Below are 16,641 nucleotides of genomic sequence, written 5' to 3' on the forward strand. Positions count from 1 at the left end.
CGGCTCGAACGACGGCGGCTCCGCCGAATCGGCGCTGGCGAATCGCCAGGCAGCCACGAATGCGAGCAACAGAGCGAGCGTCCGGCACCCCATTCTCATAAAAATGTCCCGATCGGGCCAATGCGCAAGGCCGCGCAGCCATGATTCACCGCCGCTCGCCTGCCCTCGCGCGGCGAATATGCAAAAGTCCACAGTGCCGGGAATCTCGCGCGGTTTCGCCCGAGCGCAGCACGCGCGGCTTGGACCCTCGATTCATCCTCGCTACCCTGCCCCGGCTCGCATGACCGAGCCTCGCACCCACGTCGTCGGCGCGCGCGTCGTGATCCGCGACGAGGAATGGCGGGTGCGCGCGGTCCGGACCACCGCCGCCGGCGCCGCCGAGCTCCACGTCGTCGGCCTCTCCTCGCTCGTGCAGGGCCGCGAGGCAGTGTTCCTCGACGACCTCGACCTCATCGAGACTTTGCGGCCCGAGGACACCGACCTCGTCCTCGACGACTCCCCGCATTGCCGGCGCGGCCGCCTGCAACCCGACGCGACGCCCCGTCGCCACGATCCTCTCGACGCTCCTTCGCACCGGCACGCCTTCGCCGTCACGACCGAACTCAAGCGCGGCGCCCGCGAAGCGATCGAGCAGCTCGCCGACGAGGTCGTCCATCACTGCCGCCACGCCGACCCATCGGCGATCGATCACCCCGAGTTCGCCGAGCGACTCACCCGCGAATGCGTGGTGTTCGTCCACCGCCTGCTGTTCCTGTTCTACATCGAGGCCCGCGGCGCCGAGCTCGGCGTCGTGCCGATGCACACCGACGCCTACCGCCGCGGCTACTCGCTCGAGTCCCTGCGCGACCTCGAACTCGCCCCCCTCGACACCCCGGCCGAGCGCGACGGCCATTACTTCGCGGCCTCGCTGAAGCTCCTGTTTCGCCTGATCCAGCGCGGCTACCCCGAGGCCCCTGTCCCAGCGCACTCCGATCATTCCGCCGGCTTCGTCCTGTCCGGCCTGCGCAGCGAGCTGTTCGACGACGCCCGCACCCCGATGCTGTCGAGCGCGCGTCTACGCAATCACGCCTTACAAACTATCCTGCGGAGATTGTCCCTCTCGCGTCCGCAGGGCAAGCAGCGGGCCGGACGGATCTCCTACGCCCAGCTCGGCATCAACCAACTCGGCGCCGTCCACGAGGGCCTGCTCAGCTTCACCGGCTGCTTCGCGCGCGAGGACCTGTACGAGGTGCGGGCCGCCGCCGACCGCGACGACGACGACGCGCGCACCTGGTTCGTCGGTCCTGCGCAGCGCTCCGCTTATTCGTCGGACGAGATCGTCCGCGTCCACCCGCCCGGCAAGTTCCTCTACCGCCTGGCCGGCCGCGACCGCGAGCGGAGCGGCTCTTACTATACGCCCAAGGTCCTGACCCGCTGCCTCACCCGCTACAGCCTCGCCGAGCGCCTGCCCGGCGCCAGCGCCGACGACATCTTGCAATGGACGATCTGCGAGCCGGCGATGGGCTCGGGCGCCTTCCTCAACGAGGCGATCGATCAGCTCGCCGACGCCTACCTCGCGCGCAAGCAGGCCGAGCTCGGCCGCACGATCGCCGCCGAGCAATACCCGCACGAGCGCCAGCGGGTGAAGTATCACCTCGCGGTCCACAACTGTTACGGCGTCGACCTCGACGCGCTGGCCGCCGAGCTCGGCAAGGTCTCTCTGTGGCTCGGTGTCCTCCACGCCGGCGCAGTCGCCCCGCACCTGGGCCTGCGCATCGCCGTGGGCAACAGCCTGATCGGCGCCCGGCGGGCAGTGTTCGCCGCCGACGAACTGGCGCCCGGCCGCGGGCCCCGCAGCGAACCCACCGCAATTCCGCTGACCGACGCACGACCGGACGCCAGCGTCTATCACTTCCTCGTCGCCGAGCCCGGCATGGCCGGCTTCGAAGACGACCGGCCGCTCAAGTCGCTCGCGCCCGCGGCGGTCGCCCGGATCCACGCATGGCGCCGCCAGCTCCTCGCGGTCGATCCCGAGCGCGCCCGCCTGTCGGCGATCTGCACCCGCATCGACGCCCTGTGGCGCGCCCACCTCGACGAGCGCCGCGCCGCGCTGCAGGCAGCCCGCCAGCCGCTCGCGCTGTGGGGCCAGCCCGCCGAATCATCGGACCGCCGCGCACCCGTCCCCGTCCCCGAAGCCGCCGCCCTCGCCCGCGCCGACGCCCCCGGCCGCAAGCTGGCCGCGATCATGGATTACTGGTGCGCCCTGTGGTTCTGGCCCGTCGACCAGGTCGATGCATTGCCGACCCGCGAGCAATGGCTCGCCGACGTCGAGCAGCTCCTCGCCACGCACGACCTCGATCGCGTCACCGCCAGCCCTGCCCTCGCGGTCGTGCGCCGCGTCGCCGGCGAGCAGCGCTTCTTCCACTGGGAGGTCGCCTTCCCCGAGGTCTTCGCCGCCGGCGGCATGGACATCGTCCTCGGCAACCCGCCGTGGACCAAGGTCGTGTGGGAGGAGGCCGGCGTGCTCGCCGAGCTGCAGCCGCGGCTCGGCATCGACAAGTCGGCCGCCACCGTCTCGCCGGCCGAGCGCCAGCGCCTCCTCGCCGACCCCGCCCCGCGCGGCCTCTACTTCCGCGAGCTGACCACCAACATCGGCACCCGCAACTTCCTCGGCAGCCGCCTCTACGCCCTCCTCGGCGGCACCGCCTCCAATCTTTATAAGGCCTTCCTCGTGCGCGCCTGGTCGCTCGCCGGCCCGCGCGCGGTCGTCGGCCTGTTCCATCAGACAGGTGTGTTCGACGACCCCGCCGGCGGCCCGCTGCGCGCCGAGCTCCACCGCCGCCTGCGCTTCGCCGCCCGCTTCCAGAACAAGCTCATGCTGTTCCCGGAGGTCCTGCACACCCGTCCCTACGCATTCACCATCTGCGCCGGCCGGCGCGGCGTCCCCGATTTCCGCTACCTCGCCAACCTGTACCACCCGCGCACCATCGACGCCTGCATGGAACACGACGGCAGCGGCGAGATCCCCGGCATCAAGGATGACGACGGCGCCTGGGACCTCCGCGGCCACCGCGACCGCCTCGTGCGCGTCGACGCCGACGCCCTCGCCCTGTTCCGCGCAGTGTTCGACACCCCCGACACTCCCGTGGCCGAGGCGCGCCTGCCGATCGTCCACAGCGCGACGCTTCTGGAGATCTTGCACAAGTTCGCCGCGGCGCCGCGGCGCATGCTCGACCTCACCGACGATTACACCGTCAGCGAGCACTTCCACGAGACCTACCAGCAACAGGACGGCACGATCCGCCGCGCCACTCGCCGCCCCGACGACCTCGCGCAGTGGATCGTCTCCGGCCCGCATTATTACGTCGCCACGCCGCTGGCCCGCGACCCCAACGAGGCCTGTCGCAGCCACATGGACTACACCACGATCGACCTCACCGCGATCGCCCCCGACTTCCTCCCGCGCACCAATTACCTCCCCGCCTGCGCCGCCGCCGACTACGCGGCCCGCAGCCCGCGCTGGCGCGACGCCCCGCTCGCCGCCCGCCACCGGTGGATCGGCCGCAAGATGCTGTCGCCCTCCGGCGAGCGGACCCTGATCTCCGCCGTCCTCCCGCCCGGTCCGGCCCACATCGGCGCCAGCGTCAGCCTCGCCTGCAGCGATGACGCCACCACCGTCCATTTCGCCGGCCTGACCGCCTCGCTGCCCTACGACTTCTGGCTCAAGATCACCGGCAAGTCGAACCTCAGCAACGACGTGATCAAGTTCCTGCCGCTGCCCGCCGCCGGGCGCGCCGCGATCGTCCTGCGCACCTTGCTGCTCAATTGCCTCACCGAGCATTACGCCGGGCTGTGGCGCGACCTGTTCGTCGAAGAGTTCCGCCGCGACGGGTTTTCCCTTGCCGATCCGCGGCTGCCCGCGCTGGCCGCCCTCGGCCCGCGCTGGACCCCCGAAACGCCGCTGCGGACCCCGTTCGCCCGCCGGCAGGCGCTGGTCGAGCTCGACGTCCTGGCCGCGCTGGCCCTCGGCCTCTCGCTCGCCGAGCTGCTGGCGATCTACCGCCTGCAATTCGCGGTGCTGCAGCAGAACGAGCGCGGCACCTGGTACGACCGCCGCGGCAAGGTCGTGTTCTCCGACAACATCCTGCTGGCCGACCTCGGCCTCGGCCGCCGCCAGTGGCTGCCGATAGTCGGTGCGCGCGCCGGCGATTCACTGCCGCCCTGGGCCTGCGACGCCCAGGGCCCCTACGTCCCGCCGTTCGACCGCTGCGACCGCGAGGCCGACCTGCGCCGCGCCTACGGACATTTCGCCGCGCGCCTCTGACTCTCCGCCTGTCCTGAGGAACATGTCACATGTTCATGAGGACAGGCGCTCGGTCTCACGGCAGGCGAATGCCGTCGACGCCCCACAGCGCCGTCGCCGAGCTGTCGGTCGGCAGCCGCGTCAGCTCGCCCGCCTTCCAGCGCTGCACGAACGCTCCGTCGTCGTCGCCCCAGCCGACCAGGAAGCCGAGCTCTGCGTCGACCAGGTGCACGGCGGTGTGCGGGTCTTGAACGTCCTGCGTCGTCCATTGGGCGCCGTCCCACAGCGCCAGGACGGGCGGGTGGGGTCCGAACGACAGGTCAGTCACCGCCATTCCGAAGCTCTCCGACGCGAATGATACCCCGGTGACGAAGTTGCGCTCCTCGATGTCCTCGACCCGCGTCCACGTCGCCTGTGCGTCGCGCGTGAGCAGGTTGAGCGGCTCGTCGGGCGTCGGCGCGTGGCCTCCCGCGGCCGCGACCGCGGGCGAGGCCACTGCGAGGCTGCTCAGCATATTGTCCATGCCCTCGCGCTCGCTCGTCCACGACGCGCCGTCCCAGCGGAGGATGCTCGACTGGCCCAGCTCCGAGAACGAGCAGACCACCGCGAGCCCGAAGTCGGGCCCGGCGAAGGCGATCTCATGGACCGTCTGGTCGCTGACGCCCTGCACCGGGTGCTCGACCTCGGTCCACGTCGCCCCGTCCCAGCGGAGCATGGTCCCGTCGGAGCCGCCGACGAACAGGATCTGGTCGTCGAGCGCCGCCACCGCGCTGAGGTTCGCCCCGGTCGGCGCGTCCATGGTCGTCCACGCGGCGCCGTCCCACGCCAGCACGACCCCCGCCGAGCCGACCGCGAACGCGCGATCGGCCGCGAGCACGACCACGTCGTCGAGCTCGGAGCTGACCGGCGACGGCATGCTCTCGCACCTGTCCTCGTCGCAGTGCAAGATCGATCCCTGCTCGCCGACCGCGACCACGAACAGGCCGCTCGCCGGAGCCTCGCCGGTCGTCGTGCTGGCGTCGGTCGTGCCTGTCGTCGGCACGCCGGTCGCGTCGCTCGTGGTCGGCCCCTCGGTCGGGTCACTCGTGCTCGCGCTCGTGCTCGTGTCGTCGCTCGTCGTGGAGTCGGTCTCGCTGCTCGACGTCTCGCTCGCGCCGCCGGCGTCGCCGCAGGCCATCCCTATCAGCGAGAGCACCGCGGCCGCTCGGATCATTGTCGAAGGAAGCAAAGAGTAGTTCATGTCGGCACCGTAAGCAGAAGGCGCCGGGTCTCGTGAGGGCGAACATTGCCCCCGGAGGTCCCGGCGCCGTGATGGTCGCTCACGGTCGACGAACGGTCCACCCCGGCCTGTCGGCCGGCGTCCTCGACCGTGAGCGGCCGACGCGCCAACCCCGAACAGTCGAGCGATTCCGGCCGATGCGCGCGCAGACTCGGCCCTGCACCCTGTTGCAGGTGCGGGTCGGTGCATTTTGCTGCATCCACCCACTCGCTGCAAAGCGCTGGATCTCCGCTTCGCAGCCGCTTTTGTGGCGTTCGAGGAACACGCCACCCGTGCGTACAATCAACGCTCAGCGCGGCGTGGCCGGGTGGAGCTGCCCGCGGATGTCGCCGTAATACGTCTGCCCGGTGGTGTGTAAATTAAAATAGAGCTCGCCGTCGCGGGCCAGTTGGGCCATGCCGGCCACCGTCGACACCTTGCTCGGCGCCACGCTGCCGAGCGACGGGCTCGGGATCACGCAACCCGAGGTGAACGCCCCGACCAGGCCATGCGCGTGCTCGACGGTCTGGACCAGGTGTTCGTTGCGGATCTCCACCGAGAACACGCTGTCGGCCAGGTTGCTCGGCAGGTCGGTGGCGTGGGCGAAGTCGACGAGGATCGGGCGAGGATCCCGGGCTTGCCGCAATGGATGTGGAACATGTTGATCGTCTTCGGATCGATGCCCTCGATCTTGACGTCGATGAACGCCCGGCTGAAATCGTTGGAGAAGCGGACCTGCCCGTGCGCGCGGTGGCCGGCGGCCTCGCGCGCGGCCCGGCTCTGCGACGGCGTGCTCGAGCGGAACTGCTTGGGCGTGGTCGCCGGCGTGTTCTCCTCCTCGTCGCCCTCCTGGTGCGGCGTCAAGAAGGCCTCGTAGACCGCGCCGATCTGGGCTCCGCGGCTCGGATCGAGCTCCCCCGCGCTGGCCGCCGTCGCCGCCGCCGCCGCCGGGGACGGGGTCGTCGGCGCCGCCTGCACCGGCGCCGGATCGGGCGCAGCCGTGGTCCGGCCCTCGGCCCGCGTGTCGCAGGCAATCAGCAAGATCGCACCCAGGAATACAACGCGTCGTCCGTCCATCGCTCGCCAGCGTAGCGAACTCTGCCGCGCCGCGATGGCGACACGTGGACACCGGGTGGTCCGAATTTGGACTCGAGCCCGCGCGCCCGCGAGCCGCCGTGCAGACGCCGGCATTCGAACCGCCGCGTGACCGCCAGTCAGCCTACGCCGCCTCGCAGAACACCTGCATTACCAGCTCGCTGAACGATCCATCGAGGTAGGCAGTGCAGGCGTCACCGCACAGCTCGACGATGGGTTCACCGTTCTGCTCGTATTGCACCCACATCACCTCGGGCTCGCCGCACGCGGCCCCGCCCTCGGCGAGCGGCACCTCGTCGAGCAGGACGGCCATGATCCACGAGCTGCACAGGGCGGCGACGATCCCGGTCGGCAGCACGCAGGTCCCGAGGTCCTTCGGCAACGCCGTCGCCCCGTTGCACTTGCAGCAATCGACGAACCGGTCGCAGCCCTCGGAGCACAGGTTCTGCGCCGGGTCGACGACGCATTCGCCGGCCGCCGTGGTCGCGTCCCCGGTCGAGGACGTCGGGCTCGTGCCGGTCGGCTCTCCCGTCGTGTCCGGCCCGGTGGTGACCATTCCCCCGGTCGTCGTGCTCGGACGCTCCGGGCCCGTGCCCGAGCTCGTCGCGTCCGCCGAGCTCGTGCTCGCGCCGGTCGAGCCCGTCGAGTCGCCCGGCGTCGACGGGCCGCAGGCCAGCGCGGCGATCAGTCCATACTCGAGCGACACCCGCATCGCCGGCCTCGCATCACTCGCCGACGCTCGCGGCGCTCACAGGAACGTCGCCATGTAGACCACGAGGCAGTACCACGGCGTGCCGGCGAGGATGATCGCCCGGCGGCCGCGGCTGAGGTCGCGGCGGGAGCCGCCGGCGATGAGCAGGCCGAGGGCGAGGCACCAGACCACCGCGGCGATCGCCACCGCCAGGGCGAACGCCTTGAGGATGAACGGCGCCATGCCGGGGACGAACAGGCCGGCGGCGGCGACGGCCGTCAGGAGCAGCGGCACGTAGGCCAGCGCGAGGACCGCGCGGGACAGCCACGGCCGCGAGTGGTCGTTCGCCCGGCGGGCGTGGGCCAGCGCCCACGAGGCGATGAACACCAGGGTGCCGAGCAGCGCCAGGGCCACCCCGCCGAGCACCAGCAGCTCCTGGGCGCGGCGGAAGATCTCCCGGAGGCGGTCGAGGCCGCCGAAGGCCCGGTCGAGGCCCTCCAGGAGGGTGGAGCCGAACACGGCGAGCGGGAGGAGCAGCGCGAACGCGGGGCGCATCGAGGATCAGTGTACCACCCCGAAGCCAGGACCCAAGGTCGCGGCCACGGGCGCGGCCGGCGTGGACCCGGCGCACGCGCACCCGGCGAGGGGCTTGCAAGCCGCGCCCTCCTGGGGTAGAGATCCCGTCCCCAACTTGCGTGTGTAGCTCAGTTGGATAGAGCGTTGGCCTCCGAAGCCAAAGGTCGCAGGTTCGACTCCTGCCACGCGCGCCAGCCCGAGCGCCGCCCGGACCCCGGGCGGCGCTCGTCGCTTTCGGGCCCGGACGCGCGCCGGGGCAGACGCCGGGCATGTCTCTTCGGACATGCCTGAAAGCGCAGGCGGCGCGGCGACGGCGAACTCGCCGCGAGGAGGCCGACCACGGGGCCAGCGCCCCGCGCGAGTGACGTCGCAAGCCTCGCGTCACATAATCATACGGACATGCCTTTTAACACATGTCCTGAAGGCCACATCCGTCAATCGGGCGTGTGGCACACCGCCTCGACGTTGTGGCCGTCGGGGTCGAGGACGAACGCCGCGTAGTAGTTCGGGTGGTAGTGCGCACGCAGCCCCGGCTCGCCGTTGTCGCGGGCCCCGGCGGCCAGCGCCGCCGCGTGGAACTGGCGCACCTGCTCGCGGCTCGCCGCGCGGAAGGCCAGGTGGAGCGGCTGGGCCTCGCCGGCCGGCGCGAGCCACAGCAGCGGCGCGCCCGGCAGGCCGAAGCCGGCGGTGGAGGCGTCCTCGTGGGCCGTCACTGCGCCGAGCGGGGCCAGGGCCGCCGCGTAGAAGCGGGCGCTGCGGGGGAGATCGCGGACGTTGAGATTCAGGTGGTCGAGCATGGGCCCGGTGTAGCCGGGGAGCCCGCGGCTAAACTTGGCGGATCTTGCGAATGTGGTGCTGCCGGCGCCAGCGCCCCGGCGACAGGCCGACCAGGCGGTGGAACGTGCGCACGAAGTTCGACAGGTCGCCGAAGCCGACCTCGAACGCCACCTCGGTGACCGGCACCTCGCTCTCGCACAGCCGCGCCGCCGCCCGCTCGACGCGGGTCTGCACGAGGTATTGATGCGGCGTCACCCCGAACACCGCGCGGAACAGCCGCAAGAAGTGGAACGGGCTCAGGCCGACGTGCTCGGCCACCTCCTTGAGCAGCAGCGGCTCGGCGGCGCGGGCAGCGATGTAGTGGGCTCCGGCCACCGCTCGCTCGCGGTCGCTCGCGCTCGTGCTCGCCCGCGGCGCCCGTGGTGAACCTGTCTGAAGGGCCAGCTCATCGAACACCGCGGCGGTCAGCGCCAGCGCCAGCGCCTCGACCTCGGGCGCGCCGGCCGGGTCGCGCGAGTCGGCCGCCGCCGCGACCGCCCGCGCGAGCGCGGAGATCCGCGGGCGCGGGGCCAGCGCCGGGGCCGCGAACAGCCGGCCCGGGGCCGCGTGGGCCGACGCCGCCGCCGCCAGCAGCGACTCCGACAGCGCGAGGCTCAGACACACGTCGCCGACCCCGTGCTCGTGCGAACACACGAACGCCTCGTCGACCTCGCCGAGCATCACCGAGCCGGCCACCAGCGCGTGGGTGCGATCGCGGCAGCGGTAACAGAAGCTGCCCGTGAGCACGAACGACAGCGACGCCTGGCGATGCTGCTCCGGGAACGGGCGGTCGCGGGGCCCCGCGTGGCACACGTGACGCGAGACCGTGATTTCGGGCAGCCCGGCCAGCAGCTCCACCCGAGGCACCGCGGCCGCGGGGTCGGCGCGAGACGGCGTGGGGCCTGGCGCCACCCGACCTGGTGTACCGACACCGCTCGCGCGGGTCAACCGCGCTCTGGCTGGCCCGCGCGAGTTGCGATACGGTCGCTAGCGCCAGGACGGCCATGGAAATCGCAGCGAGCGTCACCCTCGGACTCTTGTTCCTGATCTCGGGCTTCGCGTCCCTCTTCTTGATGTTCAAGCTGTGGGGCTGGCCGGACGGGCATCAACCGGGCATGTCCAAGGCGCCGCCGCATCTGGTGCGCCTGCATGACATCTTCAAGGTCGTCTTCACCGCGCTCTACGTGGTGATGATGGCGGTCATGGTCCCGCGGCTGTGGAACTACCAGGTCGAGCTGCCGCCGCGCTCGGCCGTCCACGTCAGCCTCGGCTTCTTGCTCGGCGTGCTGCTCCTGGTCGAGCTCGCGTTCTACCGCGTGTTCCGCCACCTGCAGGACTGGGTCCCGGCGCTCGCCACCGCGACGATCGGCTGCGCCGTGCTGCTGCTCGGCCTGTCGGTCCCGAGCGCCCTGCGCGAGTACGGCCTCGCCCGCGGCCAGGTCGGCGGCGGCGTCTACAGCGTCGAGAACCGGGCCCGCGTGGCCCGCCTGCTGCCGCTGGCCGAGATGCCGGCTGACGCCCCGATCGCCGACCTCACCACCGTCGACGCCCTGCGCCACGGGCGGGAGATCCTCGCCACCAAGTGCGTCGTCTGCCACGACCTCAAGACGGTGCTCGTCCAGCCGCGCGCCCCGGCCGGCTGGTGGCGCACCGTCGAGCGCATGGCCGACAAGCCGACCTTCGAGGACCCGCTGACCGAGCGCGAGCTCTACGACGTCACCGCGTACCTCATCGCCATCACCGGCGACCTCCAGCGCTCGGCCCGGCAGCAGCGCGAGCAGAAGCTCAAGCAGCAGCAGGCGATCGCCCCCGTCGACCCCGCCGCGCCGGCGCCCACCTACGACGCCGCCGCCGCGCAGAAGGCGTTCGAGACCCGCTGCAGCGAGTGCCACGAGCTCGCCGAGGTCGACAAGAAGCCGCCGACCTCGGCCCGCGAGGTCAAGGAGGTCATCGAGCGCATGGTCGCCGACAACGGCATGGCCGCGCCCCCCGGCGAGCTCGACCTCTGCTACGCCTTCATGGTCCGCAAGTACGCGCCGACCGAGGTCGACAGCGCCCCCGCCACCCTCGGCGCGGCCGTCGGCGCCGAGGTCCAGGCCGCCGTCGCGGTGGCCAGCGCCCCGCCTGTCCCGGAGGACAGCAAACCTGTCCCCGCGGACAGCAAGCCTGTCCCCACGGACAGCAAGCCCGCCGCGGCCCCGCCGCCGGCCGCCGAGCCCGACGTCATCCTCGACGACGCCCCACCCGCCGCCGCGCCCGCGCCCGCCGCCGCCAAGCCCAAGCCGGCCCCGGCCAAGGCGATCGACGCCCGCGGCCTCTACGTCAAGCACTGCGCCGCCTGCCACGACGCCAGCGGCAAGGGCAAGCCGGGGCTCAAGAGCAAGGGCATCCCCGACATGACCGACAAGAACTGGCAGAAGAAGAATGGCAAGGCCTCGGTCGCGCGGGCGATCAAGGCCGGCATCCCGGGGACGATGATGAAGGCCTTCGCCGCCAAGATGAAGCCGGAGGAGATCGACGCGGTCGCCGCCTTCGTCAAGAAGCTGCGTTGACGCCTGGGCGGCCGGTCCGCCGGGCACGGCGAAGCGGCCGCGACGACAGCAGCGCCCCCGGTCAGGGCCGCGGCGTCGCTCGCCGCTGGGGCGCCCGTCCTGCCGGCGCATAGTCGAGGGGGCGGCCATGACTTCCCCCAGCGCCAGCGGCCATCACGGCTTCAGTTTCGACGACCTCGAGCGCCTGGCGCCGCTGCTGTTCGGCTTGCTGGAGTATGCGCCGGAGTACGTGCTGCTGCTGTCGCCGACCGGGGTCATCCGCTATGTCAACCGGACGGTCGCCGGCGTGACGATGCTCGAGTTGATCGGCCGCAGCGTGTTCGATTACATCGAGCCCGAGTCGCGCGACGTGGCCCGCGCCTGCATCGAGCGGGTGGTCGCCACCGGGGAGGCCCAGACCTACGAGTGCCTCGGCACCGGCCCGCACGGCCGCCCGACCCGCTACGAGTCGCGCGTCGGCGCCATCAGCGAGGACGGCCAGGTCGTCGCGCTGCTCCTCATCTCCCACGACATCACCACGCGCGTGGCCATGGAGGCCGAGCTGCGCGCCAGCCGGGAGCAGCTGGCGGTCGCCGTCGCCGCCAGCGGCCTCGGCCTGTGGGAGTGGCACGTCGACAGCGACACGGTCGTGTGGAACGAGGTCATGCGCCAGCTCCACGGCTTCGCCCCCGAGCAGGTCCCGCGCAACTTCGCCGACCTCGTCGACACCCTCCACCCCGACGACCGCGCCGGCCTGGCCGCCCGCGCCCGCCAGGTCGCCAGCGTCGAGGACTTCGTCGACTTCGAGTACCGCATCATCAGGCCGGGCGGCCAGATCGCCTGGCTGCTCGTCCGCGGCAAGCCGGTCAAGGACGACCGCGGCCGCATCGTCAAGATGATGGGCGGCGTCGTCGACATCACCGCCCGCAAGCAGGCCGACGAGGCCCTGCGGCGCGAGGAGGAGCGCTACCGGTCGCTCGTCGCCACCCTCGCCGAGGGCATCGTCGTCGTCGACGTCGACGGCCGGGTCGTCACCTGCAACGCCAGCGCCGAGCGGATCCTCGGCCTCGGCCGCGCCCAGCTCCACGACCCGCTCGGCCTCGCCAGCCCGTTCCGCGCCGTCCACGAGGACGGCGCCCCGTTCCCGCCCGAGGGCTGGCCCGCCGTCCTGACCTTGAGGACAGGTGAGCCGCAGGTCGGCGTCATCATGGGCATCTACCGCATCGACGGCGTCCTCGTGTGGGTCTCCGTCAACGCCCAGCCGCTCTACCACGCCGGCTCGGCCGCGCCCTACGCCGTCGTCGCCTCGTTCTTCGACATCAGCGACCGCAAGCGCGCCGACGCCGAGCGCGAGCGCCTGCTCGGCGACGAGCAGCGGGCCCGCCGGCGCGCGGTCATCCTCGCCGAGGCCGGCAAGCTGCTGGTCTCGCAGCGCGACGTCCACGCCGCGCTGGCCGAGTTCGTCCACCGCCTCGTGCCCGAGTGGGCCGACCTCGCCGCCGTCGAGCTGCTCGACGACGACGGCCACTTCGGCCTCGCCCACCGCGTCGCCGTCGCCGCTGGCGACCCCGAGCTCGAGGCGCGCTACCTCGACCTGCGCCGGCGCCTGCCGCTGCCGGCCGACTGCCCGCTGCTCGAGGTACTGCAGCGCGACGAGGTGCGGCTGTCGTCCGCGCGGCCCGACGCCCCGCTGCTGGCCCTGCCCGGCGTCCCCGAGACCGACGCCTGGCTGGCCCTGCGCCTGCGCTACCGCGCGATCGCCCTCGTCCCGCTGGTCGCCCGCGGCCGCCCGCTCGGCGTCATGCTCCTCGCCACCCGCGGCCGCGCCCTCGGCCCCGACGAGCTGTCGCTGATCGACGAGCTGGCCCTGCGCGCCGCCCAGGCGGTCGAGAACGCCCGCCTCTACCACGAGATGGAGGTCGCCCTGGCCAAGCGCGAGGAGTTCATCGCGGTCGCGTCGCACGAGCTGCGCACCCCGCTGACGCCGATCGTCCTCCAGATCGATCGCCTGATCCGCCGCGCCCGCGGCGACGGCGAGTTCTCCGCCGCCGCCGCGCTGCCCAAGCTCGGCGTCATCCAGCGCCAGGCCGACCGCCTCCACCGCCTGATCGAGGAGCTGCTCGACGTCTCGCGGATCACCGGCGGCCGCCTCAAGATCGAGGTCGAGGACGTCGACTACGCCGAGCTCCTGCGCGCCATCGTCGAGCACTTCACCGAGCCGCTCGCCCGCGCCGGCTGCGAGGTCCACCTCACCGCCCCGCTGTACGCCTCCGGCCGCACCGACCGCACCCGCTTCGAGCAGATCGTCAGCAACCTGCTCGCCAACGCCATGAAGTACGGCGGCGGCAAGCCGATCGAGCTCGCCCTGGCGCAGGACGGCGAGACAGTCACCCTGTCGGTCCGCGACCACGGGATCGGCATCTCGACAGGCGACCAGGCCCGCATCTTCCAGCGCTTCGAACGCGCCGTGTCCGAGCGCCACTACGGCGGCCTCGGCCTCGGCCTGTGGGTCGCCCGCCACGTCTCGGAGGCGATGGGCGGGCACATCACAGTCACCAGCGCCCCGGGCACCGGCTCGGTGTTTATCGTCAAACTGCCCCGCCTGGTCGCCGAGGCGCAGTGATTCGCAGTCCTGCGAATCGCCAATGTCAACACCCGGCGACGCCACGCCCACCAATAAACAAAGTCGAGGCAGCGAGCCGAATCATCCGAGCCGCATTCGCGCCGAGCGCATCAATACCCGAGCCGCTCGAGCACCTTCTCCGTCACCTTCGGAATCCCCCCACGCGGCCGCTCGCCCGGCGCGATCCACATCCGGCCCGGGCCGTCCTCATAACCCGACATATGAGAAACATCGACGATCGCCGCCTCGCCGCGGCACGGCCACAGCATCCACACGCGGTGGGTGAACACGTGCTTCACTGGTTCGGCGAGCGCCTCGACCGACTTCACCTTCACCCCGGTGACCTCTGCGATCGCTCGTGGCGGCGCCCCGGCGCGGTCGGTGATCTTGCGTTCGATGAGCGGCAAGCACCACATCCCGGCCAGCAGCCCGTCGTTCGCGCGCTGCTCGAGCAGCACCCGGCCGTTGCGGCGGACCGCCACCGCCCACAGATCGTCGCGGGGGGACGGCGCGCGCTGCTTCGGCCGCGGGATCGACGTCTGCAGCCCCTTCGCCAGCGCCTGGCACTCGCTGCGGACCGGGCAGCCCTCGCAGCGCGGCCCGAGCGGCGTGCACACCGTCGCGCCGAGCTCCATCAACGCCTGCGCCAGCACCCGCGGCGGCCCTGCTTGCACGATCTGCTGCGCCATCGTCCAGTGGCCCGGCGCGCCCGCCTCTTGCAGCTTCGGGTCCTCGATCGCCTGCACCCGCGACAGCACGCGGGCCACGTTGCCGTCGACCAGCGCGGTCGGCCGCTCGAACGCGATCGAGGCGATGGCCCCGGCGGTGTAGCGACCTACGCCCGGAATCTGGCGCAGCAGCTCCGGGTCGTCGGGCACCTTGCCGCCGTGCGTGGTGGCGACGTGGCGGGCCCCCGCGTGCAAGAGGCGAGCGCGGCGGTAATAGCCGAGCCCGCTCCACGCCGCGAGCACCTCCGACTCGTCGGCTGCCGCCAGAGTGCCGATGTCCGGGAAGCGCTCCAGGAATTTCCCGTAGTACTGCTCCACGGTGTCGACCCGCGTCTGCTGCAGCATGATCTCGCTGACCCAGATGGCGTACGGGTCGCGGGTCCGCCGCCACGCCAGGTCGCGCTGGTGCTGGAGGAACCAGGGTTCGAGGAGGTTGGCGAGGCGATGCGCGAGATCGAGCACGGCGCTCCTATAGCATGTCCGGGCCGGAAATAAGCCCCCTTCGTCGGCACGTTGAAGCCTGGGTCGTCCCGCGCGGCTCCCGCCGTCGCCGGGTCTTTTTGTGTCCTTTTACCGGCGAACCAGTACACTCGCCGGCCAGCGTTTCCCCGCATGTTCCGCAAGAGCGACACACACATCCACTTCGTCGGCATCGGCGGGATCGGGATGAGCGGGATCGCCGAGATCCTGCTGGACCTCGGCTACCGCGTCACCGGCACCGATTTGGCCGAGAGCGAGACCACCCGGCGGCTGAGCGAGCGCGGCGCCGCGGTCCACCGCGGTCACGACGAGGCCCACCTGGGGGACGCCGATGTCGTCGTCATCTCCTCGGCGGTGCGGTCCGACAACCCCGAGGTCGTCGCGGCCCGGGCGCGCAAGATTCCAGTGATTCCTCGGGCCGAGATGCTGGCCGAGCTGATGCGGCTCAAGCAGGGCGTCGTCATCGCCGGCTCGCACGGCAAGACCACCACCACCAGCCTCGTCGCCACCGCCTTGCACGCGGCCGGCCTCGACCCGACCGTCGTCATCGGCGGCAAGCTCAACGCCCTCGGCAGCAACGCCAAGAACGGGCGCGGCAACCTGCTGGTCGCCGAGGCCGACGAGAGCGACGGCAGCTTCCTGATGCTCACGCCCACGGTCGCCGTCGTCACCAACATCGACGACGAGCACATGGACCACTACGGCAGCATGGAGCGGCTGCAGGACGCCTTCGTCGGGTTCGCCAACCGGGTCCCGTTCTACGGCCTGTGCGTGGTCTGCCTCGACGACCCCAACGCCGCCGCCATCCTGCCGCGCCTGCACAAGCGCTACGTCACCTACGGTTTCTCGCCGGAGGCCGACTACCGCGCGGTCGACGTCGTGCACGACGGCCCGACGACCCACTTCCGCGTGGTCGGCCAGGGCCGCGACCTCGGCCCGTTCTCGCTGCACATGCCGGGCGTGCACAACGTGCTCAACGCGCTCGCCACCATCGCAGTGTGCGAGTTCCACGAGCTGCAGCTGGCGGCCGTCGCCAACGCCCTGGCCGGCTTCGGCGGGGTGCAGCGGCGCTTCACGGTGCGCGGCACCGCCGGCGGCGTCATGGTCGTCGACGACTACGGCCACCACCCGACCGAGGTGCGGGCCACCCTCGCCGGCGCGCGCACCAGCTACCCCGAGCGCCGGCTCGTCGCAGTGTTCCAGGCCCACCGCTACACCCGCGTGCGCGCCCACCTCGACGGCTTCGCCGCCAGCCTCGACGCCGCCGACCTCGTCGTCCTCACCGACATCTACGCCGCCGGCGAGCCGCCGCTCGCCGGCGCCACCGTCGAGGCCCTGGCGGCCGCCGTGCGCGCGCGCCGGCCCGACCGCCCGGTCGTCCTCCACAAGCCGGTCGCCGGCCTCTCCGAGTACCTGGCCCGAGAGTCATGTCCCGGAGACCTGATCATCACCCTCGGCGCCGGCAGCGTCACCCACGTCAGCCGCGAGCTCGCCGCCCACCTCGACGCCCCGCGCGACCTCACCGCCGGCGAGCTCGGCGGCGCCGCGGTGGCGTGACCCC

Annotated in this window: 12 protein-coding genes and 1 tRNA gene; 6 read left to right on the plus strand and 7 right to left on the minus strand. The window is 72.0% G+C overall.

Translation table 11 applies throughout. From position 1 onward, the window contains the following. The first annotated feature begins 280 nt into the window (after positions 1-280). The gene (locus OV090_RS43805; RefSeq protein ID WP_267710883.1) at positions 281-4,303 is read left to right on the plus strand and encodes an N-6 DNA methylase; all 4,023 of its coding nucleotides are present in this window, start codon (positions 281-283) and stop codon (positions 4,301-4,303) included. A 55-nt stretch (positions 4,304-4,358) separates the two neighbouring features. Here the strand turns inward: OV090_RS43805 and OV090_RS43810 are convergent, their stop codons facing one another. After that, positions 4,359-5,495, minus strand: a complete 1,137-nt coding sequence (locus tag OV090_RS43810; RefSeq protein ID WP_267710884.1) for a hypothetical protein — start codon at positions 5,493-5,495, stop codon at positions 4,359-4,361. Positions 5,496-5,850: 355 nt separating this feature from the next. Further along, complete coding sequence (locus OV090_RS43815; RefSeq protein ID WP_267710885.1) at positions 5,851-6,186, minus strand: CHRD domain-containing protein; 336 nt, start codon at positions 6,184-6,186, stop codon at positions 5,851-5,853. A gap of 12 nt (positions 6,187-6,198) precedes the next feature. Here OV090_RS43815 and OV090_RS43820 point away from each other — a divergent pair, with 12 nt between their 5' ends. Next, positions 6,199-6,417, plus strand: a complete 219-nt coding sequence (locus tag OV090_RS43820) for a hypothetical protein (protein ID WP_267710886.1) — start codon at positions 6,199-6,201, stop codon at positions 6,415-6,417. A gap of 342 nt (positions 6,418-6,759) precedes the next feature. Here OV090_RS43820 and OV090_RS43825 read toward each other — a convergent pair whose 3' ends face one another. After that, the gene (locus OV090_RS43825; RefSeq protein ID WP_267710887.1) at positions 6,760-7,347 is read right to left on the minus strand and encodes a hypothetical protein; all 588 of its coding nucleotides are present in this window, start codon (positions 7,345-7,347) and stop codon (positions 6,760-6,762) included. A 36-nt stretch (positions 7,348-7,383) separates the two neighbouring features. Next, positions 7,384-7,881, minus strand: a complete 498-nt coding sequence (locus tag OV090_RS43830; protein WP_267710888.1) for a hypothetical protein — start codon at positions 7,879-7,881, stop codon at positions 7,384-7,386. A gap of 138 nt (positions 7,882-8,019) precedes the next feature. Between OV090_RS43830 and OV090_RS43835 the strand changes: the two genes are divergently transcribed. Next, positions 8,020-8,096 (plus strand) — tRNA-Arg (locus OV090_RS43835). Between the two features lie 240 nt (positions 8,097-8,336). Here OV090_RS43835 and OV090_RS43840 read toward each other — a convergent pair. Beyond that, complete coding sequence (locus OV090_RS43840) at positions 8,337-8,699, minus strand: VOC family protein (protein WP_267710889.1); 363 nt, start codon at positions 8,697-8,699, stop codon at positions 8,337-8,339. A gap of 28 nt (positions 8,700-8,727) precedes the next feature. Next, positions 8,728-9,630, minus strand: a complete 903-nt coding sequence (locus OV090_RS43845; protein ID WP_267710890.1) for an AraC family transcriptional regulator — start codon at positions 9,628-9,630, stop codon at positions 8,728-8,730. A gap of 92 nt (positions 9,631-9,722) precedes the next feature. On the opposite strand from OV090_RS43845, the gene OV090_RS43850 reads away from it, so the two are divergent. Next, a complete protein-coding gene (locus tag OV090_RS43850; protein ID WP_267710891.1) occupies positions 9,723-11,270 on the plus strand; it encodes a c-type cytochrome in 1,548 nt (515 codons plus the stop codon). A 127-nt stretch (positions 11,271-11,397) separates the two neighbouring features. Beyond that, on the plus strand, positions 11,398-13,872 hold the full coding sequence (locus tag OV090_RS43855) for a PAS domain S-box protein (RefSeq protein ID WP_267710892.1): 2,475 nt from the start codon (positions 11,398-11,400) through the stop codon (positions 13,870-13,872). Between the two features lie 110 nt (positions 13,873-13,982). Here OV090_RS43855 and mutY read toward each other — a convergent pair whose 3' ends face one another. Further along, positions 13,983-15,062: an A/G-specific adenine glycosylase gene (gene mutY / locus OV090_RS43860; RefSeq protein WP_267710893.1), complete on the minus strand. Its 1,080-nt coding sequence runs from the start codon at positions 15,060-15,062 to the stop codon at positions 13,983-13,985. A gap of 150 nt (positions 15,063-15,212) precedes the next feature. On the opposite strand from mutY, the gene murC reads away from it, so the two are divergent. Continuing rightward, positions 15,213-16,637 (plus strand): UDP-N-acetylmuramate--L-alanine ligase, encoded by a 1,425-nt coding sequence (murC, locus tag OV090_RS43865; RefSeq protein ID WP_267710894.1) that lies wholly within the window; start codon positions 15,213-15,215, stop codon positions 16,635-16,637. Positions 16,638-16,641: the final 4 nt, after the last annotated feature.

It is taken from the genome of Nannocystis sp. RBIL2, from assembly GCF_026626745.1.
GTDB lineage: Bacteria > Myxococcota_A > Polyangia > Nannocystales > Nannocystaceae > Nannocystis.